Annotated in this window: 18 protein-coding genes; 10 read left to right on the top strand and 8 right to left on the bottom strand. The window is 48.1% G+C overall.

What is annotated here, in order from left to right:
- Positions 1–42 precede the first annotated feature (42 nt).
- Genes ABIO93_RS03095 through ABIO93_RS03080 form a run of 4 tightly spaced genes read right to left on the bottom strand, consistent with a single transcriptional unit; the run spans position 43 to position 4,527 of the window.
- Positions 43–1,518 (bottom strand): sugar ABC transporter ATP-binding protein, encoded by a 1,476-nt coding sequence (locus tag ABIO93_RS03095; RefSeq protein WP_348064326.1) that lies wholly within the window; start codon positions 1,516–1,518, stop codon positions 43–45.
- A gap of 12 nt (positions 1,519–1,530) precedes the next feature.
- The gene (locus ABIO93_RS03090; protein WP_348064324.1) at positions 1,531–2,574 is read right to left on the bottom strand and encodes a Gfo/Idh/MocA family oxidoreductase; all 1,044 of its coding nucleotides are present in this window, start codon (positions 2,572–2,574) and stop codon (positions 1,531–1,533) included.
- A gap of 1 nt (position 2,575) precedes the next feature.
- Positions 2,576–3,589 (bottom strand): GntR family transcriptional regulator, encoded by a 1,014-nt coding sequence (locus ABIO93_RS03085; RefSeq protein WP_348064322.1) that lies wholly within the window; start codon positions 3,587–3,589, stop codon positions 2,576–2,578.
- Positions 3,586–4,527 carry an ABC transporter permease gene (locus ABIO93_RS03080; RefSeq protein ID WP_348064320.1) on the bottom strand — a complete coding sequence of 314 codons (942 nt, stop codon included), beginning with the start codon at positions 4,525–4,527 and terminating at the stop codon, positions 3,586–3,588. The genes ABIO93_RS03085 and ABIO93_RS03080 overlap by 4 nt, the downstream gene beginning before the upstream one ends.
- Before the next feature lie 138 nt (positions 4,528–4,665).
- On the opposite strand from ABIO93_RS03080, the gene ABIO93_RS03075 reads away from it, so the two are divergent.
- The 3 genes from ABIO93_RS03075 to ABIO93_RS03065 are packed head-to-tail and all read left to right on the top strand — an operon-like array spanning position 4,666 to position 7,750.
- Positions 4,666–5,478: a TIM barrel protein gene (locus tag ABIO93_RS03075; RefSeq protein ID WP_348064318.1), complete on the top strand. Its 813-nt coding sequence runs from the start codon at positions 4,666–4,668 to the stop codon at positions 5,476–5,478.
- A gap of 22 nt (positions 5,479–5,500) precedes the next feature.
- Positions 5,501–6,334 carry a phosphogluconate dehydrogenase C-terminal domain-containing protein gene (locus ABIO93_RS03070; RefSeq protein WP_348064316.1) on the top strand — a complete coding sequence of 278 codons (834 nt, stop codon included), beginning with the start codon at positions 5,501–5,503 and terminating at the stop codon, positions 6,332–6,334.
- Positions 6,335–6,340: 6 nt separating this feature from the next.
- Positions 6,341–7,750 carry a glycoside hydrolase family 140 protein gene (locus ABIO93_RS03065; RefSeq protein WP_348064314.1) on the top strand — a complete coding sequence of 470 codons (1,410 nt, stop codon included), beginning with the start codon at positions 6,341–6,343 and terminating at the stop codon, positions 7,748–7,750.
- Positions 7,751–7,795: 45 nt separating this feature from the next.
- Here ABIO93_RS03065 and ABIO93_RS03060 read toward each other — a convergent pair whose 3' ends face one another.
- On the bottom strand, positions 7,796–8,716 hold the full coding sequence (locus ABIO93_RS03060; RefSeq protein WP_348064312.1) for a TIM barrel protein: 921 nt from the start codon (positions 8,714–8,716) through the stop codon (positions 7,796–7,798).
- A 287-nt stretch (positions 8,717–9,003) separates the two neighbouring features.
- Here ABIO93_RS03060 and ABIO93_RS03055 point away from each other — a divergent pair, with 287 nt between their 5' ends.
- The 4 genes from ABIO93_RS03055 to ABIO93_RS03040 all read left to right on the top strand — a co-directional run bounded on the left by ABIO93_RS03055 (position 9,004) and on the right by ABIO93_RS03040 (position 16,182).
- Entirely contained in the window at positions 9,004–10,644 is a 1,641-nt protein-coding gene (locus tag ABIO93_RS03055) for a tetratricopeptide repeat protein (RefSeq protein WP_348064310.1), read from the top strand.
- Between the two features lie 217 nt (positions 10,645–10,861).
- The gene (locus ABIO93_RS03050) at positions 10,862–13,654 is read left to right on the top strand and encodes a TonB-dependent receptor (protein WP_348064308.1); all 2,793 of its coding nucleotides are present in this window, start codon (positions 10,862–10,864) and stop codon (positions 13,652–13,654) included.
- Between the two features lie 43 nt (positions 13,655–13,697).
- Positions 13,698–14,957 (top strand): right-handed parallel beta-helix repeat-containing protein, encoded by a 1,260-nt coding sequence (locus ABIO93_RS03045; RefSeq protein WP_348064306.1) that lies wholly within the window; start codon positions 13,698–13,700, stop codon positions 14,955–14,957.
- 142 nt (positions 14,958–15,099) lie between these two features.
- Positions 15,100–16,182: a phytase gene (locus ABIO93_RS03040; RefSeq protein WP_348064304.1), complete on the top strand. Its 1,083-nt coding sequence runs from the start codon at positions 15,100–15,102 to the stop codon at positions 16,180–16,182.
- On the opposite strand, the gene ABIO93_RS03035 is transcribed toward ABIO93_RS03040, so the two are convergent.
- Complete coding sequence (locus ABIO93_RS03035; protein ID WP_348064302.1) at positions 16,179–17,297, bottom strand: metallophosphoesterase; 1,119 nt, start codon at positions 17,295–17,297, stop codon at positions 16,179–16,181. The two genes, ABIO93_RS03040 and ABIO93_RS03035, sit on opposite strands and share 4 nt — an antisense overlap.
- Before the next feature lie 260 nt (positions 17,298–17,557).
- Here ABIO93_RS03035 and ABIO93_RS03030 point away from each other — a divergent pair, with 260 nt between their 5' ends.
- A complete protein-coding gene (locus tag ABIO93_RS03030) occupies positions 17,558–18,745 on the top strand; it encodes a hypothetical protein (protein WP_348064300.1) in 1,188 nt (395 codons plus the stop codon).
- Positions 18,736–20,286 carry a glycosyltransferase family 39 protein gene (locus ABIO93_RS03025; RefSeq protein WP_348064298.1) on the top strand — a complete coding sequence of 517 codons (1,551 nt, stop codon included), beginning with the start codon at positions 18,736–18,738 and terminating at the stop codon, positions 20,284–20,286. Before ABIO93_RS03030 ends, ABIO93_RS03025 begins: the two co-directional genes overlap by 10 nt.
- A gap of 3 nt (positions 20,287–20,289) precedes the next feature.
- On the opposite strand, the gene ABIO93_RS03020 is transcribed toward ABIO93_RS03025, so the two are convergent.
- Positions 20,290–21,102 carry a sugar phosphate isomerase/epimerase gene (locus ABIO93_RS03020; RefSeq protein ID WP_348064296.1) on the bottom strand — a complete coding sequence of 271 codons (813 nt, stop codon included), beginning with the start codon at positions 21,100–21,102 and terminating at the stop codon, positions 20,290–20,292.
- 85 nt (positions 21,103–21,187) lie between these two features.
- Between ABIO93_RS03020 and ABIO93_RS03015 the strand changes: the two genes are divergently transcribed.
- Positions 21,188–21,355 (top strand): LytTR family DNA-binding domain-containing protein, encoded by a 168-nt coding sequence (locus ABIO93_RS03015; protein WP_348064289.1) that lies wholly within the window; start codon positions 21,188–21,190, stop codon positions 21,353–21,355.
- A gap of 94 nt (positions 21,356–21,449) precedes the next feature.
- On the opposite strand, the gene ABIO93_RS03010 is transcribed toward ABIO93_RS03015, so the two are convergent.
- Positions 21,450–22,376, bottom strand: a 927-nt coding sequence (locus tag ABIO93_RS03010; protein WP_348064286.1) for an enolase C-terminal domain-like protein, incomplete at its 5' end; no start/stop codon positions are given.

Here is a 22,376-nt window from a genome sequence, read left to right as displayed (position 1 = left end):
ATGTAAGGATTTAGGAATAAAGGCCAGGAAATCAATGACAGATCACCCCGTGGCCAGCGATAAAATCTCTTCTTCTGTGGTTTCTTCCGCCGCAACCTCACCCACCACCCTACCCGCCCTGATCACCAGAATGCGGTCGGCCAGTGTCAACATTTCCGGCAACTCACTTGATATCAACAAAATACCCTTACCCTCCCTCGTAAGCTGGCGCAGCAGCTGGTAAATTTCAGCTTTCGCACCTACGTCAATTCCGTGCGTAGGCTCGTCGATGAGCAACACTTTGGGATTGTTCAAAAGCCATTTGGCCAGCACTACTTTTTGCTGATTTCCTCCACTCAGGTTCATCACCAGCTGACCGGCATCCGGCGACGCAATGTGCAGTTTGTCAATGTATTCCGTAGCGATCCATCGCGCTTTTCCTGCATTATACCACGTTGGGTCCGACGCTGCTTGCAGGTTAGCGGCCAGGATATTGTCTGTTAAAGTTTTGTTCAAAAATACACCCTGTGACTTGCGATCTTCTGGCACATAGCCTAGTCCTGCGCTAATGGCATCGGCAGGATGTGCTGAGTTAATGCTCTGGTCTTCAATTAAAATCGCCCCTGAAATTCGAGGTCGGTAACCAAAGATCGTTTGTGCGATTTCAGTCCTGCCTGCGCCTACTAATCCCGCCAATCCGACGATTTCTCCCGCGTGAACATGCAGGCTAATGTCTGAAAATCCATGCCCGAAGAGGTTTTTCACTTCCAACAACACCTTTTTTGTCGCCACCGACTTCCATCTCTGGTTCAGAATATCCCTGCCTACCATGAGCCGGATCAGCGCGGCCGGTGTCGTTTCGCTCGTCTCACCGGTACCCTGGTAACGCCCGTCTTTCAGGACACTCACCCGGTCGGAAATAGCGAAAATCTCTTCCATTCGATGCGAAATATAGATAACCGATTTACCTGCCGATTTTAATTGCCTGATAATGCCAAAAAGCGTCTTGGTTTCCCGGTCGGTAATGGAAGCAGTAGGTTCGTCCAGCATCAATATTTCAGGATCCTTTGACAATGCTTTCGCGATTTCAACCATTTGCTTTTCCGCTGGCGACAGCTCGCCTACCAGCGTTTCAGGTGCGATATAACTGATCTGCAGGCTTTCGAGTAAAATCCGGGTTTTCTCAAACAGTTTTCCATATTGAATAAAACCCCAGGAATTAACCGGCTGTGTATTAGCAAAAATATTCTCAGCCACCGACAGCGTATCGATCAGGCTGAGCTGCTGGTACACGATCGCGATGCCTTTTTCCGACGCCTCCGCCGGCCCGTTGATCGAGATCACATTCCCGTTCAGGATCAGGTCACCTGCGTCGGGTTTCAGATTGCCCGCCAGAATGTTCATCAATGTTGATTTGCCCGCGCCGTTTTCGCCACACAATGCATGCACCTCGCCGGGCAAGAGTTCGAAACTAATCCCGTCCAGCGCCTTCACGCCCGGAAAAAATTTACTGATACCCACAAGCTGCAAATGGCTCATAATAAGTCTGTTTCAAATATAAATCACCATATTCTCCCGCGCCGACCGATAAGCCGCGTGCACCAGCCTGATCGTTTCAAAATTGTCGGTACCCGTCGTTTCAGCATTCTTTTTCCCCTGCAAACTTTCCAGAATGTCCCGGTTACAATCCACAATCGATGCATGTACAACCGCATAGGCCGGGTCGATCCATGGGTACAGTTTTGGTTCCGCCTTCAAGATGGTCGTCCCTGCTATCGTCGTCACCCGGATCTCGTAATCGTTCAAAAGCGCCACCGTTCCTTTTTCACCTTCCACCGTCACCAGCGTCTGCGGAAATGACTCGCGTTCTTTGATAGTAGCATAAGACATTTCCACGTAACACGAAACCCCGTTGCGCATCCGCAGCAGCACATTCGCCACGTCTTCACCTTTTATTTCAGCATTAATGCGGGCGGTATGGCAGTACAGCGACGCGACTTCTCCAAACAAAAACCGTGCAATATCCAGCACATGCGACCCGATATCCGTAATGATAAATTCATCAAGATCCTTCAAAAATGGCTGGTTATCAAACACCGGAAAACCGGAGCAGAACGCCACATTAGCCTTGAAAATTTGACCAATCACGCCTGAAAGCAATACCTCCTTCAACTTCCTGATCGGCGCCTGGAACCGGAAATTTTCGTGTATATATAAGGCTACATTCGCTGCGCGGCAAGTATCAACCATTCCCGCCGCGGTTTCCAATGTGGGAGCCATCGGTTTCTGGCAAATCACGTCCAATCCCCTTTCCGCAGCCTTTTCCGTTAACATCGCGTGCGTGCTGACGTCTGTAATGATATCTACAAAATCGAGTTCATGTGCATGCTTGTCCAGCAATTCGTCTACGTTGCCATATACATTCTCTACGCCAAATTGATGCGCCAACGCAGCGGCCTTTTCAATGCTACGGTTGTAAAAAGCAATGGGTTTGACGCCCGCCAGCTCACGCCAGCCTGCAAGCTGGTACCCCGCCCAAAAGCCGGTACCCAACACTGCAAACTTTAATGTGCCCCCATTCTCCATATCCTGCATTTTAAAGCGATTTTCGTCTGATCAACTGCGATGGATTGGCAACTTGCTCCGATATTTTTTCATTGACCATCCTGCTGATCGTCCTGCCCATTTCTTCAAAGTCCGTCGAGATAACCGTAATTCCGCCTTCCAGGATCTCCTTCATCGGCGTGTCGTCGTAGGATATCAGGCCAATGTCTTTGCCCAGTTGAAGTTTTTCCTGATGCACATTTTTCACAAAATCAATCAAATCCCGGTCTGAAAACATCAGGTATGCCTCTCCTTTCCGGATCAGGTCGGGCGTCAGTTTGTCCGTGATCTCACAGCTAAGGCCAAAATCCTTACCGAAACGTTTGAAACCTTTGATAATGCCATCGGGAACAAACTGGAACTGGCCTTTCGACAGTACCAATGTCAGTTTTTTGTATTTTTTCAAAAGATCAAGACCCGACGCCAATGCCGCGTGAATATCGTTTTCAAAATCCTGATATACAGCCGCATACTCGCCGGTAAGATTTCCCACGGCTTTATCAATGATGACCAGCTTGTCTTTGGGAATACGGTTGATGACCTCCGACACATCCTCATTGAAGTGCGGCATGATCATAAAATAATTGTAGTCGTTCAGATTGTTACTGATCAGGCTTTCAAACAAATAGCGATCATAATGATGAAAGAACAGGCTTAGTTGCGCACCTTCGGGCAGCCCCGCTTTCAAGGCAAAATACAATGTCTCTTTATAAGCATTGAGCGTATCAAAAAGCACGAAAATGTTGAGTGAGCTGCGAACTTCCGTGTTCGCCACATAAAAGCCCTTCCCATGCTTTGCCTGGATCACTCCTCGTTTGCGCAGATCTTCGTAAGCCTTCGCTACCGTCACTTTTGCCACGTTCTGCCACCCCGAAAGTTCACTGATCGACGGCAATTGCTGCCCGTGGTTCAGCGTTCCTTTTTCAATGGACGAAATGACTTCGTTCAGGATCTGCTGGTACTTCGGCTCCTTCGATTGTGCATCAATTTTAATCAAATCTCTCATGCCCGACTTCTTTTTTGTACATATAAATCCAGCAAAACGGCCAGGATCAGGATCACACCCATGATCATTTCCTGCCATAGTCCTGATATTCTGGCTATGACCATGATATTTGCAATGATCCCTGTAAAAAGTGCCCCAAGCAGCGCACCGGGGATTTTCCCTACCCCGCCGGAAAGGCTCGCCCCGCCTAGAATGACCGCTGTGATCACCCTCAGTTCCAGCCCTCGCCCGAGTGTGGACATAGCCGCCCCGAGACGCGACGACAACAAAATGCCCGCGATACCCGCCAGCAATGCCGAAAGCACAAATGCGTACATTTTCATCCGCTTCACCCTGATTCCCGAAAGGTCGGCCGCCTTTTCGTTGCCCCCAATGTAGTAGTACCGTCTGAAAAATACAGTTTTATTGACCAAAAACGTAAAAACAACAACCGTAAGCAGCATATACCACACCGGCATTTGAATGCCCAGCAGCTTCGACTGCCCGATGGCATTGAACCAGTAAGGCAGATTTTGGATACCCGCACCTGCTACCAGCAGCGCTCCGCCCCGTACAATTCCCATCATGGCCAGCGTCTGAATCATCGGATTAATGCCCATATAAGCAATGAGATAGCCATTTACCCAGCCGATCAGGAGCGCACTGCCTATGCCAGCGACCAATGCAATGGGTACGGGCACATTATAATGAAACATCAGATGCGCCGCCAAACCTCCTGTAAAAGCGACAATTGAGCCGACAGACAGATCAAACATGCCTGAAATGAGGAGCAACATCATCCCCACGGCCACGATAGTATCAATGGAAAGGTTGAGCAAAAGCTGGCTCAGGTTTTCAAAAGTGGGAAAATTGGACGGAAACGCGATGCTCGCCAACAAACAGATCAGCGCGATGGTAAGTGCGAGAGAATTGACACGGTCCTGTAATATTTTCTTCATTTGGTAAACTGATAGTGAGCAGCTTAAACTTAAAACTTTTCAAATTAACATTTGAATAATTAAAAAAAGCTTTACCTTCGCCATCTCTACTGTACTCTACTGATATAAATTCATAAATGGTCAGATCAACCCTATTTCATGACTATGCAGCTGGGGATTAGCACCTATACTTACGGCTGGGCAATTGGTGTAAACGGCCAAGTCTCAGAGCGGCCATTTACTGAGAATCACCTCCTGGAAAAGGTCAAAACCTTTGGAATGAGCCTGGTACAGATTGGCGATAACTTGCCGCTACACGAGTTCAGCCCTGACCGGTTGAAGGATTTCGCTGATACTGCGAGAAACAACCACATTCAGATCGAGGTAGGCGCGCGTGGGCTTACTGCCGAACATCTTGATCGGTACATTCAAATTGCATTGCAATTAAATGCCAGCCTGATACGATTCGTAATTGACCAGAAAAATTATGAACCCGCATTGCCTGCTATCATCGCGATCATTCAAAATGTGTTGCCGGAATTGGAAAAACACCACATTACATTAGGCATAGAAAATCATGACCGACTGAAAACCAGCGAATTCGAAGCAATCATGGACGCCGTCAATAGTCCTCATGTGGGCATCTGTCTGGACTCGGTGAATTCAATGGGCGCTGGTGAAGGATTGGAACAGGTTGTGAATGCGCTCGCCCCTTACACGGTTAACCTGCACATCAAAGACTTTGGTATTCAACGACTTCCGCATGCGATGGGCTTTCAGATCGATGGTAGGTCGGCTGGAAAGGGAATGCTCAATGTCCCATGGCTGCTTGAAAATATCAGTCAGTACGGGCGGTGTAAAACCGCGATCCTGGAACAATGGGTAGTACCCGAAACCGACCTGGATTTGACGGTTGAAAAGGAAGAACGCTGGGCTCAGGAAAGTGTGGATTTTTTGAAAAACTATTTCTAAACATAAAATAATAAGACGCCAAATGACAAAAATCGCATTGATTGGTGCGGGAGGAAAAATGGGCTGTCGATTGACGGACAACTTCCTCAAATGCACCGACTATCTGCTTCATTACCTGGAAGTAAGCCCGCAGGGTATTTCTAATTTGCAACAACGCAACGTAACCGTGAGCGATCAGGAAAGCGCTGTACCCGAGGCCGATGTAGTGATCCTGGCAGTGCCGGATGTTGCGATCGGTGCCATTTCCAATGAGATCATTCCGCTCATGAAACCCGGGGCGCTGGTACTCACACTAGATCCCGCCGCCCCGCTCGACGGCGTCATCGCTCATCGCGACGAACTCGGCTACGTGATCGCCCACCCCTGTCACCCCGGTATATTCAACTGGGAGCCCACGGAGCACGATTTTCGCGATTTTTATGGAGGTATCACCGCCAGGCAATCGATTGTAGTCGCATTGATGCATGGTACCGAGGCACATTATCAGCTCGGAGAAAAAGTGTCGCAGGATATGTATGCGCCGATCAAGGATACGCACCGGATCACATTGGAACAAATGGCGATCCTGGAACCTGCGATGGTAGAAACACTGGCGCAAACGTGCATGGAAGTGGTGAAGGAAGGCTACGACAGGATCCTGGAACTGGGCGTTCCCCAGGCTGCGGCCCGGGACTTTGTTCTGGGACATCTGCGAATCCAGATCGCGGTTTTGTTCAAAGAAGTAAATGGTACCTTCTCGGATGCGGCTTATAAGATCAGCAAACGCGCCAAACCGATTTTATTCAAAGATGACTGGAAGAAAATTTTTGAAATGGACGACATTCGCCAACAGGTTAAGGACATTACAAGCAAATAGTTAATCATGAAAAGATACTTACTACTAATAGGTCTGGTGCTGGCTGGCGCCGTGGCCTCCGCCCAGCAGCCATTTTCAAAAGGCCGTCTGAAAGTCTCCGATAACCATCGCTACCTCGTCCATAGCGACGGGACGCCGTTTTTCTGGCTGGGCGACACTGCCTGGGAGCTTTTTCACCGATTGACCAAACAGGAGGCCGAACAATATTTGAAGCACCGTGCCAAACAAGGATTCACCGTGGTACAAGCCGTGGCCCTGGCCGAACTCGACGGGCTAAATACGCCCAATGCGGAAGGTGCTAAACCGCTGGTCAATAATGATCCTGCACAGCCCAATGAGGCATATTTCAAACACATGGATTACGTGATCGACAAGGCGGCCGAAAACGGTATCGCCATTGCACTGCTGCCAACCTGGGGCGATAAGGTTTTTAAAAGTACCTGGGGCAAAGGACCTGAGATTTTTAATGTCGGTAATGCGGCTGCTTACGGTGAATGGATCGGCAAGAGGTACAAAAACCGGGACAACGTGATCTGGGTGCTGGGTGGCGACCGCACGCCAAGGGCGGATTCGGACGATGTGAAGGTTTGGCAGCTCATGGCGGCTGGTATTGTCAAAGGTACAGGCGGCGACGATCAGGCTCTGCTCAGTTTCCACCCGCAGCCCAACGCGCTGAACATGGGAGGCTCGTCGAACTGGTTTCACCAGGATACCTGGCTGGATTTCAACATGTTGCAAAACGGACATTGCCGCGACGAGATCAATTATGACAAGATTGCATTCGTATACGACCGCAAACCGGCCAAACCCGTTCTGGATGCAGAGCCTATCTACGAAGATCACCCGGTGTGTTTCAATGTGACCGACCTGGGTACTTCCAATGCTTACGACGTTAGGAAATACGCCTACCTGGACCTGTTTGCGGGAGCATTCGGGCATACTTACGGATGTCACGATATATGGCAAATGAACGGCGGCGGCCGCGAGCCTGTAAATGGCCCGCACATGACCTGGAATGAGGCACTAGACTTGCCTGGCGCCAAACAAATGACGCTGGTAAGACGCCTCATGGAGTCCCGTCCGCTACTCGACCGCATTCCCGACCAGTCATTAATAGAAGAAAATAACAATGGTCCAGCCACACGCATACAGGCGACCCGCGGCAAGGATTACGCGTTCGTATACACGGCTACGGGCCAGCCTGTGACGGTACATGCGGGGAAAATTTCGGGAAAGGAATTCGTCGCACACTGGTACGATCCCCGAAAAGGCGAAGTCACCAAAATCGGTACTTTTCCCAACCAGGGAAAGCACCAGTTCAAAGCGCCATCGAGTGGTTATGGTAAGGACTGGGTACTGATCCTGGATGATACGGAGAAGAAATATGGGTTTGACTTTGCTTCGGCTGTGAAGTAGTGACAAAACTTCACTACTTCATAGTTGAACGTGTTGAAACAAAAATCATTTCCTGTAGGTCTTCAAGGCCGCTTTGTCTGACTGGACCTGCAGGATCTTTTTTAGACCTTCTACATTCATTGTCAGTCCTACCTCCGCATCCGGTGCGGTGTCCTCATTGATAATGCCGATCGGGCCACGGTAGGTACTTTCTCTTACGATACGGATCATTTCAGCTTCCGCGTCGCCTTCACCGATGGGTACTACTTTAACAGGGTTACCCTTTTTCAAACCCATCAGGTTAACAGCCATCAGGTGTGGCAATATCTTCGGGAAAAATTCAGGGAAACGATCGATATCTTCCTCGGCGTGATGAAAGTTGTAAACGATGCCGACATTGGGCCGTTTCAGATATTTGATCAGTTCCAGCTGGTTTTCAGGAACCCCATACCAGCCTCCGTGGTTGTAAATTCCTACCGAACAACCGATTTCAGCAGCTTTGTCGGCAATGTAGCTCAAAGGTTTCGCGACGGCTTCTATCTTTTCCTGCTGCGACATTTTATCCATATCCTTGATGCCAGCAATCATACACCAGATCTGCGTTTGTATACCATGGCGTTTCAAAACATCCAGAATGATCGGTAGCGTTTTGTCATTTTCAGGATTAGGGCCGGAATGCAGCCAGAATGCCTGTAATTTGATGTGGTGCGATTTCAATGCTTCCATTTCCTGATCGAATTCGGGAATGTGCTTCTCGCGCCAGTCATACGCCAGCATCGTAAAACCAAGTTTATTAAGCATTTCCGCCCTTTCCACCGGCCCACGGTTTTTGGAATCGAATGGTACAACGCACCAGGCTATCAGGTTTTCCTTTGCGTAAATCTTGTCCGTGCCGATTGTTTTTTGAGCGTTGGTATTCTGGTATTTTAAACACAAAACCAGCAGCAAGGAGGTTAATGCTAGTTTTTTGAGGAAAAGAGTAGTCATATCGCAGTCAGAATATTGGTAGTATGTCGCTATTACTGAAACAAAAGCAGGTTTGCGTGGCTAAATACCGTAACTGTGTAAATTGGGCGTAGTATCTCACTACGTCCGAGCGTTGGCCGGTCTCAGGCCGGTTTCCTCGCACTGTATTTGTGCCGGTCAGAGACCGGCATCCGCTCGGACGTAGTCGGAGACTACGCCCAACTTAGGGCGCTTTTCACTTCAATTCTTAACAAAATGATAATCCATTCAATAACTACCAAAACAACACCTTAACTAATTTTGCGAAAATGAAGCAAAAAGTTTTCATTCTCCTCCTGTTTTGGACTTGCATACATGGCTATTCCAAGGCGCAAAATGCTCCTACTTTTTCTGCTTCCAGGGATTCCGGCGACCGGATCGAAAGCAGTTTTCGCAGCCCTGACTCACTTTTACTGGTTACCAAAGACAAATATAATCAGGCAATCAAAGATAATGCTGAGCTGAAAGCAGCGGGTTACCTGCAACAAATGGGGTGCATACTGTTTGCCTCCGGACATTACCCGCAGTCGCTCGAATACCTTTTAAAAGCCGACAAAATCTATCGCAATCACCAGTCCGCCAACCTGTTGGCCGAAAACCTGATCGTGCTTGGGGAGCTTTATTATAGAAGCAAACAAACCGCTCTTGCCCGAAAACAGTACGACGAAGCATTGGTTTACTACCAAAAACAGAAAAACGAGGCAGGTAAGGCGGATACTTACGGGCGGATCGGGCATTTGTATGAGAAAAAACAGCTTTACGACAGCGCGTTTTATTTTCAGCGCAAAGCATTGGAGGGTTACCGGCAGCAAAATCACCAACCTGGACTGGCCAAGATTTACGAGAACCTCGGGAGCATTTACGAGGACCAGGAACGCTACGATTCTGCCTATTCTAACTTTAACAAGGCCTATTTACTCAACGAAGCGCAACATAACGAACGTGCCCAGATAGAAGTATTGAACAATCTGGGCGACGTTTTGCGCAAAACAGGCAAATACCGCGAAGGACTGGCTTACAGTTTTCAAGCACTAAACCTGGCACGACAAAAAGGAGAATTTTATCAGCTTTCGGGTGCTTACAATGATGTTGCCAAAGGCTATAACTTCCTGAACCGCAACGACAGCGCATTTTACTATCTCGCCATGAGCCGCGAGTACCTGAGTGAGATCTATTCCCAGGAAAGTAACAAGCAATTGGCGCTGCTACAAACTCTTTACGACATTGAAAAGAAGGATAATGAGATTGAAAAACTGACCCAGGCGCGCAAAACCGATCTCCTGATTTCTATTTCAATCGGCGTGATGGTAGTACTGGTCATTTTCATCGCCGGGCTGGTCATTAGCAGGCAGAAACTGAAATTCAGAAACGAGCAAAAGCTGCATGCGCAGAGCAAGCAGGTATACGAAACGCGTAATCAGCTGATGGAGGCTGATTTGGAGAATAAGCGGCTGCTGGAAGAAAATTTGAAACAGCAGCTTGAAATCAGGACCAAGGAACTCACCAGCTACACGCTGCACGTGATCCGCAAAAACCAGTTGCTGGAAGAGCTGCAATCAGCGTTGGACGCGTTAGTGAAAGACGATAAAAGAGACCAGAAGAAGCAGATTCGCCAACTTTCAGAACAGATTACTCAGGGACTGAGCGACGACCTGCATTGGGAAGAGTTCCGAACCATTTTCGAGCAGGTACACCAGTCCTTTTTCGATCGTCTGCAACTTCTTTCCGAACCCCTCACCTCCAACGATCTCCGGCTCGTTGCGTTGATCAAAATGAACCTGACCTCCACGGATATGGCGACGTTACTGGGCGTGTCACAGGACAGCTTGCGGGTCATGCGCCATCGCCTCAGGAAAAAACTAAACCTCCCGCAAGGCGATAATCTTTCGAACTACATTCAAGCGATTTAACCACTTCACATTTTCATAACATTAAGTTAACACAAACTTAATGGCTTTTGATCTACTCATAACTAACTGATTTAAAAACCATTAACTGCAATTTGTTAAACTTGTTGCCTTCATGTAACGCTTCACCGCGACACGTTTCCTTTTTGTAACGCCAACGGTTTGCATCCTGCCTCATTCTTTCTTCACCTTCGTTCCGTCATTTGAAAAATACCAGCAAATGACGCGGTACTTAACAGTTTCCATTGGAATGAAGGTTTACAAATTTTACTCGTTTCTGATTCTTAGTCTCCTCGCTGCTACCCCGCTTTTCGCAGCGACTCTCAGAGGAAAGTTGCTGGAGGCGGCGAGTGGCGAGCCTGCGCTGGGCGTGGCGATCATGATCGAAGGTACTAGTTACAATGATGTCTCCGGGCTGGACGGGACATTTGCGATTCATCATCTTCAAAAAGGCACTTACCAGCTCACTATCCGTCATATATCCTACACGACCATCCGGAAAGACATTACGGTTACCGACAACGAAACCGTCGAGCTGGATTTGAAACTGTATGCCGCAGCGGGATTGCAATTGAATGAAATAGCAGTAACAGGCAAAAAAGATGCATCATCCGAGCAAACAGCGAGGTCGCTGGAACGGAATGCGAGCCAAGTCATGAATATCGTTTCCGGCAAAACCATCCAGATCTCTCCAGACCTCACAGTTGCCAATGTGATCCAAAGGATTTCGGGGGTTACCATTGAAAGAAATAGCAATGGGGACGGACAGCACGCGATTTTGAGAGGGATGGACAAACGGTACAATTATACATTGGTTAACGGTGTTAAAATTCCAAGTCCTGATAATAAATACCGCTACGTGCCCCTGGACATATTTCCTTCCGATTTGCTCGACCGGCTGGAAGTCTACAAAACCCTCACTCCTGCCATGGAAGGTGACGCGATCGGTGGCGCGGTGAACATGGTGATGAAAGATGCGCCGGACCGTTTTACATGGTCGGCCAATATCTCTTCGGGATATAATGAGCTGTTTCTGCAAAGAGATTTTATGTCTTTTGATCGGAAGAACATTCAGTTCAAATCGCCTTACGAACAAAAAGGCAACCAATACAGCGCAGTACCAGCCGATTTTTCCAAGGCAGCCATTGATTACAAATCCAAATCGCCCTCACCTAATCTGCTGGGTAGCCTCGCAGTAGGAAACCGGTTTTTCAACCAAAAACTGGGCATACTATTGGCCGGTAGCTACCAGAATACCTACCGCGGCAGCAATAGCCTGTTTTTTGATTCCGAAACTGTGGATACCCTAAGCGACGAAACGCTTACGAAGATGAGCGAAAGGCAGTATTCTGAACAGCAAACGCGTTTTGGGCTACATTCCAAGCTGGATTACCGTATCAATGACAGACACAAAATCCAGTTTTACAATGCATTCATGAGCCTCACCAATGCGCAGGTACGGGATGTCAAATCTACACAGCTGACCATTGGTGGCTACGATCCGGTATTGGGCAATGCAACACTCGGCTATTCTACCCGATCGAGGTTGACGAAGCAGCAGATCTACAATAGTACGTTACAAGGTAAGCACCAGCTCACCGGAAAACTGGCTGTACAATGGTCGGCTGTTTATTCCAAAGCGACCAATGATGTCCCTGATAATGTGACAGTTCCGCTACTCGGGATTCGCAAGAATTTTGTGGAGAAGCGTACAACAGTGGGCGATGCATCTCGCCGTTGGGAACACAACTCGGATCGTGACCTGTCGGGTTACTTGAACGTTTCCTACCTCATGCCGATCGGTAAAATGCAGGTGGAATGGAGCGCGGGCGGACTTTACAGGGACAAATCACGGACGAATTTTTACAATAATTACCAGTTGAGGCCTTCCAAGCCACTAGCTGAATACGGTGTGGATTTCACGGACTACACACAAATCGGCTGGACAATCCAAAACCCGAGAGGGTCGGTGGCATCGGCTCTCAATTACAGTGCTACCGAGCGGATCACTTCCGGTTATGCTCAGTTCAAGGCCGAATCTGCCACATTGGAAATCTTGGGCGGTGTTCGTGCAGAGGCTACCGACCAGGGGTATGCGATGCGTTTCCCGATTGGTGAAGAAAGGCCGGTAGGCAACCAGACTTATACCGACATTCTCCCAAGCATTCAGTTTAAATACAAAACACAGGAGAATACCAATCTCCGGGCATCATATTTCAGGTCGCTCAACCGCCCCGGGTTCTTCGAAATAGTGCCTTACCGCATTGTACAGGAAGAATACCAGGAGCGTGGCAATGCTGATCTCAAAAGAGCATTGGCCGATAACATTGATTTTCGCTACGAACTTTTCCCAAAACCCGCGGAGCAACTAATGGTGGGTATTTTTTACAAACACATTAAAAACCCGATCGAGTACACGTTGCAAAAAGACGCTATTCGCGGTCAGGACATTTACTACTCGCCGGGGAATTTTGGGAATGCTACCAATTACGGTTTGGAGATTGATTATATCAAATACTTCAAAACAATTGGTATAAAGGCCAACTATACCTACACTCATTCCCGCATTACGACACCGAAATCGAAACGCATCCGCAATGCGAGCGGCGATCTTGAAACCATTAGCGTGAACCAGTCGAGGCCGCTTTACGGACAGTCCGCACACGTAGGTAACCTCTCAATTCTATACAAAAACGCCAAACAGGGGCTCGATGGCCAATTAGCTGCATCCTACACCGGCGACCGGATCAACACTGTTTCCCAGTTTCTGAACAATGATCAATGGCAGAAAGGATTCGTCCAGCTCGATGCTTCTCTTGAAAAGACATTCAAAAACGGTCTGGGTATCTTTCTAAAAGCCGCAAACCTGCTCAATACGCCTATGGAAGTGTACATGAAAGGTACGAGTGCGGTCAATGAAGGAATCCCCAATCAAAACCGTCAGAACAGGACTTTAATGCGGCGTGACTATTACCAGCGTTCGTACCTGCTCGGCGTTCGTTACAAACTTTAAAACAAATCCACCAAAATTGATTTACAAAATGAACAATCTGAAAATGAAAAATCTACTAGCATTCGCATCCCTGGCCCTTTTTGCATTGGCTGGCTGCAGTGAGGACAAAACCGAGCCTACCCCGGAAGTGAAACCGGTCGTGGAAGAAGCCGTTTCCGGCGAAGTATCCGGTACCTGGACCAAAGGCGGAACGTACAAGATCACCGGCCACATTCAAATCCCGTTGGGCAAATCTTTGACCATTGAAGAAGGTGTTACGGTGCTTTTCAGTGATTCGGTAGTGAAACCGGAAGTGGTAGTGCAAGGAAACCTGTACAGCCTGGGTACCGCCGAAGCCCCCGTAAAATTTACTGTGCCCGATGCGTGGAAAACATCTGAAAATCAGTTTGGTAACCTTTGGGGAGGATTGATCGCGGGACCAAAATCTGCTGAATTTGTTCTAAAATATACAGTTTTGGAATATGGCGGCGCGGTAACGACCGAAGAATCACCTTCCGTAAAAGCAGGACTTTACAAACAGTTGGCAGGTGAGCATGTTCCGGTGATTTACTTCCCGAATGTGGATGGAAAGCTGGTGGTGATCAACAGCACGATCCGCAACTTCAATGAGGATGGCTTCTACATTGAAGGCGGAAAGGTCATTATCGCAAACAATTATTTTTACACAACGGGTGTATCAGGAGGTGATGCGATCAACATTAAATCCGGTGTGCAGGCTGATGTGGCTTTCAATGTCATTTACAGCCCTAATACCAATGCTTTGAAGCTTTCAAACTCGGGAGACCGCACACCGCAGGCTTACGTGGTGGGTTATAACAACACCATTATCAACGCCGGATGGAGAAGGCCCACGACCAAAGGCGGCTCGATATGGCTGGAAAAAACAGTGCGTGCCGATCTGTATAACAACCTGTTAGCCAACGACCGTTTTGGAATTAAAAGAGACAAAGGAGCTGCCGAAGATAGCCGCTCGGTGATCAGTAACACGGTTTATTACGGTCACGACCAGGTTACTACCGATCAGTTTCAGCCTAATACGGAGATCATCAAAGGAGCTAATGACCTGCTGTCTGCCAAAGCTGGCGATAACGATCCCAAATTCGTCAACTATCCCCTATCGACCGCGACTACCAATGCTGCTTTCGATACCAAATGGGACTTCCACTTGCAGGCAGGTTCGCCGGCGCTCGGCAAAGGCAAAACCGACTTTACTCGTCTGTATGCTAATGGTCTCGTGATCAATGGCGTTACCTATACCTCCCCTGCGCCGCAGACCTTTGCCGGTGCTTTGGGGGCAAAGTAAGGTCCTTTTTTGTCACACTGAGCGGAGTCGAAGTGAACACGCACTCTGCAAAATTCCTTCGACCGCCGGGCGGCCCGGTCCGCTCAGGATCACAAGCTAAGTTCCTGATGACTAATGAATTAATAAAGCTTATATTTTCGACGTGAAACAAACCATTCCAATAGTACTGCTTGCCATTGCCATACTTTCATGCCATGACAAAAAGCAGCTCAATGCTAACCAAACCGATGCTGACACGACAGCATCGGTGGTTAAACCACTTTACGTCACCGACACCGTCGCGCATGACACGGACGATCCTGCGATATGGATCAATCCATTTGACCCCGCAGCAAGTCTCATCATTGGCACCGATAAGGATCAGGATGGTGGACTGTATGTATTTGACTTAAAAGGTAAAATACTCCAAGACAAGACGATACGAGGTCTGCAACGCCCCGACAATGTGGACATTGAATACGGTCTGTCGCTGAATGGCAAGCCGACCGACATTGCGGTAACCACGGAACGCTTTACCCACAAGCTGCGCATTTACTCACTGCCTGATATGAAACCGGTCGATGGCGGCGGAATTGAAGTTTTCGCAGGACAAACGGGTAACAGTGAACGTGATCTGATGGGTATTGCGCTTTACAAAAATCCAGCTGGCAAGATCTATGCAATCGTGGGACGTAAATCGGGGCCTACTGATGGCACTTACTTATGGCAGTACCTGCTTTCCGACAATGGAAAAGGACAAATCAAGGCTGATCTGGTACGAAAATTTGGTGCTTACAGCGGCCTGAAAGAAATCGAAGCGATTGCGGTGGACGATCAGCTAGGTTATGTTTATTACTCCGATGAAGGGAAAGGCGTACGAAAATATTACGCTGATCCTGAAAAAGGCAGCAAAGAACTCGCACTCTTCGCCACCACCGGTTTTACCGAAGACCATGAAGGCATATCGATTTATCAGAGCTCTGATTCAACGGGCTACATTCTGGTTTCGGATCAGGGTGCTAACAGTTTTCAGCTTTTCTCACGCGAGGGCGGCGCTGGCAAGCCGCATGAACATGCATTGGTCAAAAAAGTAAAAGTATCGGCCAGCCACAGCGACGGGTCCGATATGGTGTCGGTACCGCTCAATGATGACTTCAAAAATGGCCTGTTTGTGGTCATGAGTGATAACAAAACCTTCCATTTGTACCGCTGGGAAGATATTATTGCGGAACAGAAACTACCTTAAATTGCAATGACAAACCGGTCAGCCAAAATTGCCGTCATACCTGGATCCGGTTTCTTTTCGTGAGGAATGGTGTAGAACTCGCCGGTCAAGGTTAGTTTACCATCCTTTTTTTCGAGAATGATCTTTAAAAAACCGTGCTTATTGTCGCAGTAGTATTCCAGGTCAACATGGTCAAATAGCGCATGATTAGGATCAAAACGTCTGTCGTCCGTGGTCGCTACGGGGTGAAGCTCATCGTAGCCCCCGCCTCCTGCTACGACGTATGACAGCGTTTTTCCATCTTCATAATGTTTGGTAAAACGCTGATAATTATGAACATGACCGCTAAATACGGCATCGGGACGAATACCTGTTTCTGCAAAAACGCCTTCTAAAAACGTGATCATCGGTATGCTCGCACCGTGATTAATATCCGCCGAATAAGGTGCGTGGTGTTGGCAAACGATGATCGCCTTGTCCGGCTTTTCCAGCTGCGCCCTGCGTAATTCTTCGATCAGCCAGTTACGTTCTTCATCCGTCACTACCCCGAACTTGGTAACATTACTGTACAAGCCAATGATGTTCGCAAGCGGCGTGACCAATGTCCAGAAGACATTCGGCTGCACCATACTTTTGCGCTCCGCACCTCCGCTGAACGATACCGTCCTGCGTTCCGTATCGCAAAAAACCTGTGTGAATGCATCCAGACTCTTGTAAGGCGTACGACTGTCGGGATTTACATCGCTGTCGTGGTTGCCGGGAATGGCGAAAATCGGTGCGGGATATTTCTCAAAAGGCTTGAAAAACTGCCGCTCGTACTCGTGGGCTTCTCCGTGGTTGTAAACAATGTCGCCCAAATGGTACAGAAACTGCAATTCGTCCTGATCTGTAAACTGCTCAACAAGCTCTGTGACAACCAATTTCAGAAAATCCACGTGCCTGATACTACCCGTATCGCCCATCATGTGAAAAGCCATCCTGTTCTGATCAGGCAGCGGTCGGATGCTTTCCAGATTTAAGTGGTAAGGGTATTGTCCTGCGGGCTTGGGCAATGGCTGAAATTTGTTGGAATCGTCGGGCTGGTGTTTCTTGAATACCGGTTTTTTGAATTTTGGAGCAGTTTCGTAACGGAACATTATGGGCACTTTTGGTAATTGACTTTGGTCACATTTGGCACGTTTTGCCGCATTTCTACAAAAATAAACAAGTTGCGTTTAGAAATTATCAACATATCGTTACCATACCTATTTTGTATTTAATCAAAAATTGGGAAATCAGGCCGCTTCCGGGCATACCATTGGGCTACAAGCGAATGCGTTTCAGGTATTATCAAAACCGGCTTTTGATTTTTTATTAAGCTAACAATCTGGTAACATGAGAATCACATCTTTGCAGCATGATCAAAACATCCGGCATCATCCTGCTCGCACTGTCCACCTGGCTACTCTGGCTAATAGTATCCCAATTTATGCTCTGTGCCCGTTTTCAGTTTAATGATTCGATCCCTTTTGAAGGCCCGGTCATTTACAACCCTTATGATTCTGCAAATGCAGGCAGCTGGGTCAAATGTAATTTTCACGCGCATTCACGAGCGTGGGAGGGTGTTACCAACGGACATGGCACGGCCAATGATGTCCACAACGCATATAAATCTCTGAACTACGATTTTCACTGCGTTTCCAATTACCATCACATTGACACCACACACGCCTCCGAACCCGGTTACATTCCGGCCTATGAGCACGGCTACAACATTCTAAAAACACACCAGCTGGTACTGGGGAGCCAAAACGTGCAGTGGCTCGACTACCTGTTTTTCCAAAACGTCCACAACAAGCAACATGTTCTGGAAAACCTGGCAGACGAAAATTCAGTGATCATTCTCAACCATCCCGGATTGAAAAATGGCTACACCGCACAGGATCTTTCGCTACTCGGCGGTTATGATTGCATGGAAGTTTTAAACCCGTCGGTGATTTCCACACCGCATTGGGACGCGGCCCTTTCTGCGGGTAAAAAAGTGTTCATTGTGGGTGACGACGACATTCACGACGTGATCGCCAAAAAGCGGCTTGGTGAGATGTGTACCTTCGTGAATGTGGCCAAAAATTCGGGTTCTGAGGTGTTGGAAGCATTAAAAGCCGGGAGAAGTTATGGCGTAGTCATCGGTAAAGATCAGACAGCCGATTCCATTCCCAAACTTAGCAAGCTAGCAGTAAAGGACGATTCCATTCTGATCCAAATGACCCAACCCGCTACCGAAGTGACTGTTACGGGACAAAATGGAAAGGTACTGGCATCATTTGAAAACACATCCGGAGTTCAATACAAATTACAGCCCGACGATCACTATGCGCGCGCGACCTTCAAATACCAAAACGGCACTGCCATTTACCTGAACCCCGTATTTTTCACTCCAAAATCAGGTTATCAAGCGCCTAGGATTTATGAGAATGTCAATGAAACTACCTTTTATCGTTCATTGGGTATAGTCATTCTATTTTTATGGGTTTTGATCGCCTGGCGATTGCTACCCGGTAACAAACGTCAGCGATTGGGCAGAAGAAGGCTTTCATGGAGATAACCAGATTGATCATCATCGCAACGGTAATCCGTTGTATCATAGCATGCTACATTGATCTTGGCAATGACGAGGTGTACTATTTCACCTACGCCGTCCAGCCCGATCTCAATCATTTCGACCATCCGCCACTCGTCGGGTTGTTTATCCGCCTGTTTACATTCAACTTACATTGGGTGAACGAATTGGCCATGCGGCTCCCCGGCATTGTCGGCGCGGCGATCAATACCTGGCTCATTGCGCAATGCGGCCAGCTGATCCGAAACCGGAGAACGGGCATCATTGCTGTAACACTCTATAATACATCGGTTTACGCAAGCATTATTTCCGGCGTTTTTATCCTGCCCGACTCGGTACAGCTGGTGTTCTGGCTTGCCGCGGTGTACACCATGCTGAAAAGCATTGACACGCAATTGCCTCGCCAACGAAATCAGTTGCTGTTACTCACCGGGCTCTGGATCGGCCTGGCAGTTATGAGTAAGGTTCACGGTGTTTTCCTTTGGTTTGGCCTGCTGGGGTTTCTGTTTTTTCACCGTCCCGGCTGGTTCAAGAATCCGTTTTTGTACCTCTCCATGCTTTTGACCGCCCTCATCATTTCGCCGATCCTTTTCTGGAACGTTGATAACAACTTCATTACCTGGCAGTTCCACAGCGAGAGGGTCACGGTGAGTAAGCAGGGCATTAATTTCAAGTCGTTTTTAACCACCACCATCGGCCAGATCCTCTATTGCAACCCTGTGCAGGTAGCTATTTACATTCCGGTGCTCGGTGCGATTTTTAAAGGTTACCGGTTTGTCAGTAAACCATTCCTGTTGCTGCTGCTTTGGTGCAGTTTCCCGATTATCCTGTGTACCACGGCCATATCCCTTTTTCGCGACACATTACCGCATTGGAGCGGACCCGGTTTTTTGGGAATGATGCTCATTTCAGCCGCGTGTATGGACGAGCGAATGAGTCAGGGTGTTTCGCGGTTTTACAAAACAGCATTGAATTCAGCCATTGGAATCATGCTTTTTATATTCGTCGCCGGTCTGTCAATCGTAAATTTCTATCCGGGTACATTAGGCAAAAAAACCTTTCCGGAAACTGGGAAAGGCGATGCTACACTCGACATTTATGGCTGGGATGCCCTGCTGCCCGCATTCCAAAAGATCAGGGAAGACGATATTTTGCAGCACCGTATGTTGGCCAGTTCCCCTATGCTCGTACATCACTGGTTCCCTGGCTCACACATGTACTATTACGTCGCGTACCCGTTACACATGCATGTGATAGGGGTAGGTTCACTGCTGAATTTGCATAAATTTATATGGCTGAACTCGCTTTCTGCCCCGGTTTCGCCGGGTATGGATGCCTACTATATTTCCCCATCCAACAACTTCACCGATCCGGCCGTGGAGTACGGCAATGCATTTGAATCTTACGAAAAAACCGCGACCATTACTCAGAAACGAACAGGCAAAATTGCGAGATACTGGTATGTATATCGTCTAAAACATGCCACCAGAACATTAGGAAGCAGTTTTCAAGAAACAGCCCCATGACGATCAGGCAGTAGCGTACCGCTTTTTGAGCAAATTCATTATATGCACATTAATCTCCCATTGATCAGCCAGCGGCATCCTCGTGTAGGGCATCACCGGCATATAAGTGGCCGGGCCAAATTCCGTCGTGACGGTTAGTTCAGTGCCCTTTTTCTGATGCTGAGCGACCACCGCGTCCCACCATTTCAAATGCGTTTCCAGCGTCTCGTCCCACTCCGGCGCGCGGGGATCATTCACCTGCGGGCCCTCCGGGTGCCCTACTCTGCTGTGCACATGATCGGCATGGGCAACCGCCAGTGCGACTTCCTCCGGCAGGTCCGCCAGCAGAGATTCGTGGACATTGCACCAATGCGAAATGTCGAGCGTAATGCGCAGGTTGGGCATGCGCGTGAGGTAGTCGTAGGTAACATTGGCTGCGTAAAGGCTCTTTCCCCGATGCGTTTCATGAATAATCCTGATGCCGGACTCCATGGAAAGTGCCGCCGCAAGGTCAAAAAGCCGTTTATTTTTCTCAAAACTAAAATAATCCTTACCAGTCTGGCAATTGACAAATACGGGTTTAGCGGCGATCAAGTTTCGAAGGTATTTTTCATAATTGGCGGCATGTTCGTCAATATCTTTCTCAAATGACTGCCAGTACTGACCGATCAATTCCAGCCCGCGCTTGGCCAATGCTTCGAGGATCTGGTCTTTTTCTTTTTGTTCAAAAGGCAAAGCCATTTCCACGCCATGGTATCCCGCCTCTTTTACATTCCGGCAAAAAGTGTCAAAAGGAAGTACATTACCCCATTCAGGCGCATAAAATTTAATATTCATCGGCAGTATCCTAATTATTCAATGTCGTTTTTACAGTAACCCAAAGCGGTTGCACAACCCAAATTACTGTTTTCGCCACTATTGCATGGGGAATTATGTAAAAGTATGGAGCGAGCAGAAATTCTGGCTGACGCCGAGGACATTGAGCAGTTTTGAAGAACAGTTGCCAGTGGATTCATTCATCCGGATTCACAAATCATACATGCTTACCAAGCGATTTGTACATTATATAGAAGCAATGTGGTCCGTCTGAAAAATGGAAAAGAGCTTCCGGTGGGCAAAAATTACCGCCACACCGTGAAGCTCTTACCCAGATTTCATCCCTAATCGGATTTTTTGTATCAACATTACCAACGTACCGCCTTGAATTTCCAGCCGGGCACCTTTTTCTGCATTTCAATTTCATCGTCCCGTTTTTTCAAACCACAGTCAAGGTAATTCTGATGCAAAGCTTTCAGTGCTTCCCGGTCCAGCTCTACACCAAGCCCCGGCCCCTCAGGCACCGCCACCGATCCTTCCTCAAATTTCATGCGGCCACCGACAATGATCTCGTCCGACTGCCAAGGATAATGGGTATCCAGCGCATAAGGAACTGCCGGCAATGCTGCTCCTAAATGCACCATAGCAGCTAGCGAAATGCCTAAATGACTATTTGAATGCATAGAAAGGCCTCTTCCAAACGTATCGCAGATACCCGACAATGTCATCGAAGACCGCAGTCCACCCCAAAAATGGTGATCGCTCAGGATAATATCCTCGGAACCCAGCTGAATGCTTCTTGGAATATCCTCAAATGAAGTGGTACACATATTGGTGGCAAAAGGAATGTCCAACTCCTTGCGCACCTTCGCCATATTCTCCTGTCCGCGCACGGGATCTTCCAGATATTCAAGGATATGCTGCATTTCCTTGCCGTATTTAATGGCAGTTTCCACTTCCCATATTGCATTGGGATCCACACGCAGTGGCACATTGGAACCAAAAGCTTCATGCAAAGCAAACATGGAATCCACCTCGACACGCGGCTCAAAAACCCCACCTTTTAGTTTAATGGATTGAAAACCAAACTCTTTACACATAGCATGCGCCTGCGCCACAATGCCCGCCGGGTCTAGCGCAGCGGCCTGACGCGCCGCCGCCCAGCCGGTTGCATGGGGATCAGTACCAAACTCCAATTTACCACCCGCGCCCTCATATTTATAAAAAAGATAGGCAGCAAATGGTACACGGTCCCGCATTTTGCCACCCAGTAAATCGACAACCGGCCGGTTGGT

Source organism: Dyadobacter sp. (genome assembly GCF_039919315.1).
Lineage (GTDB): Bacteria > Bacteroidota > Bacteroidia > Cytophagales > Spirosomataceae > Dyadobacter.
Note: the sequence above shows the minus strand (reverse complement) of the source record. Positions and strands in the feature narration are given on the sequence as shown.

What these genes read in the sequence shown, in the direction of transcription:
- ABIO93_RS03060 (WP_348064312.1), bottom strand. Translation starts at nt 8,716, where the DNA reads ATGACTACTCTTTTCCTCAAAAAACTAGCATTAACCTCCTTGCTGCTG.
- ABIO93_RS03030 (WP_348064300.1), top strand. Translation starts at nt 17,558, where the DNA reads ATGATCAAAACATCCGGCATCATCCTGCTCGCACTGTCCACCTGGCTA.
- ABIO93_RS03095 (WP_348064326.1), bottom strand. Translation starts at nt 1,518, where the DNA reads ATGAGCCATTTGCAGCTTGTGGGTATCAGTAAATTTTTTCCGGGCGTG.
- ABIO93_RS03090 (WP_348064324.1), bottom strand. Translation starts at nt 2,574, where the DNA reads ATGCAGGATATGGAGAATGGGGGCACATTAAAGTTTGCAGTGTTGGGT.
- ABIO93_RS03055 (WP_348064310.1), top strand. Translation starts at nt 9,004, where the DNA reads ATGAAGCAAAAAGTTTTCATTCTCCTCCTGTTTTGGACTTGCATACAT.
- ABIO93_RS03050 (WP_348064308.1), top strand. Translation starts at nt 10,862, where the DNA reads ATGACGCGGTACTTAACAGTTTCCATTGGAATGAAGGTTTACAAATTT.
- ABIO93_RS03020 (WP_348064296.1), bottom strand. Translation starts at nt 21,102, where the DNA reads ATGAATATTAAATTTTATGCGCCTGAATGGGGTAATGTACTTCCTTTT.
- ABIO93_RS03070 (WP_348064316.1), top strand. Translation starts at nt 5,501, where the DNA reads ATGACAAAAATCGCATTGATTGGTGCGGGAGGAAAAATGGGCTGTCGA.
- ABIO93_RS03045 (WP_348064306.1), top strand. Translation starts at nt 13,698, where the DNA reads ATGAAAAATCTACTAGCATTCGCATCCCTGGCCCTTTTTGCATTGGCT.
- ABIO93_RS03035 (WP_348064302.1), bottom strand. Translation starts at nt 17,297, where the DNA reads ATGTTCCGTTACGAAACTGCTCCAAAATTCAAAAAACCGGTATTCAAG.
- ABIO93_RS03025 (WP_348064298.1), top strand. Translation starts at nt 18,736, where the DNA reads ATGGAGATAACCAGATTGATCATCATCGCAACGGTAATCCGTTGTATC.
- ABIO93_RS03015 (WP_348064289.1), top strand. Translation starts at nt 21,188, where the DNA reads ATGGGGAATTATGTAAAAGTATGGAGCGAGCAGAAATTCTGGCTGACG.
- ABIO93_RS03080 (WP_348064320.1), bottom strand. Translation starts at nt 4,527, where the DNA reads ATGAAGAAAATATTACAGGACCGTGTCAATTCTCTCGCACTTACCATC.
- ABIO93_RS03085 (WP_348064322.1), bottom strand. Translation starts at nt 3,589, where the DNA reads ATGAGAGATTTGATTAAAATTGATGCACAATCGAAGGAGCCGAAGTAC.
- ABIO93_RS03075 (WP_348064318.1), top strand. Translation starts at nt 4,666, where the DNA reads ATGACTATGCAGCTGGGGATTAGCACCTATACTTACGGCTGGGCAATT.
- ABIO93_RS03065 (WP_348064314.1), top strand. Translation starts at nt 6,341, where the DNA reads ATGAAAAGATACTTACTACTAATAGGTCTGGTGCTGGCTGGCGCCGTG.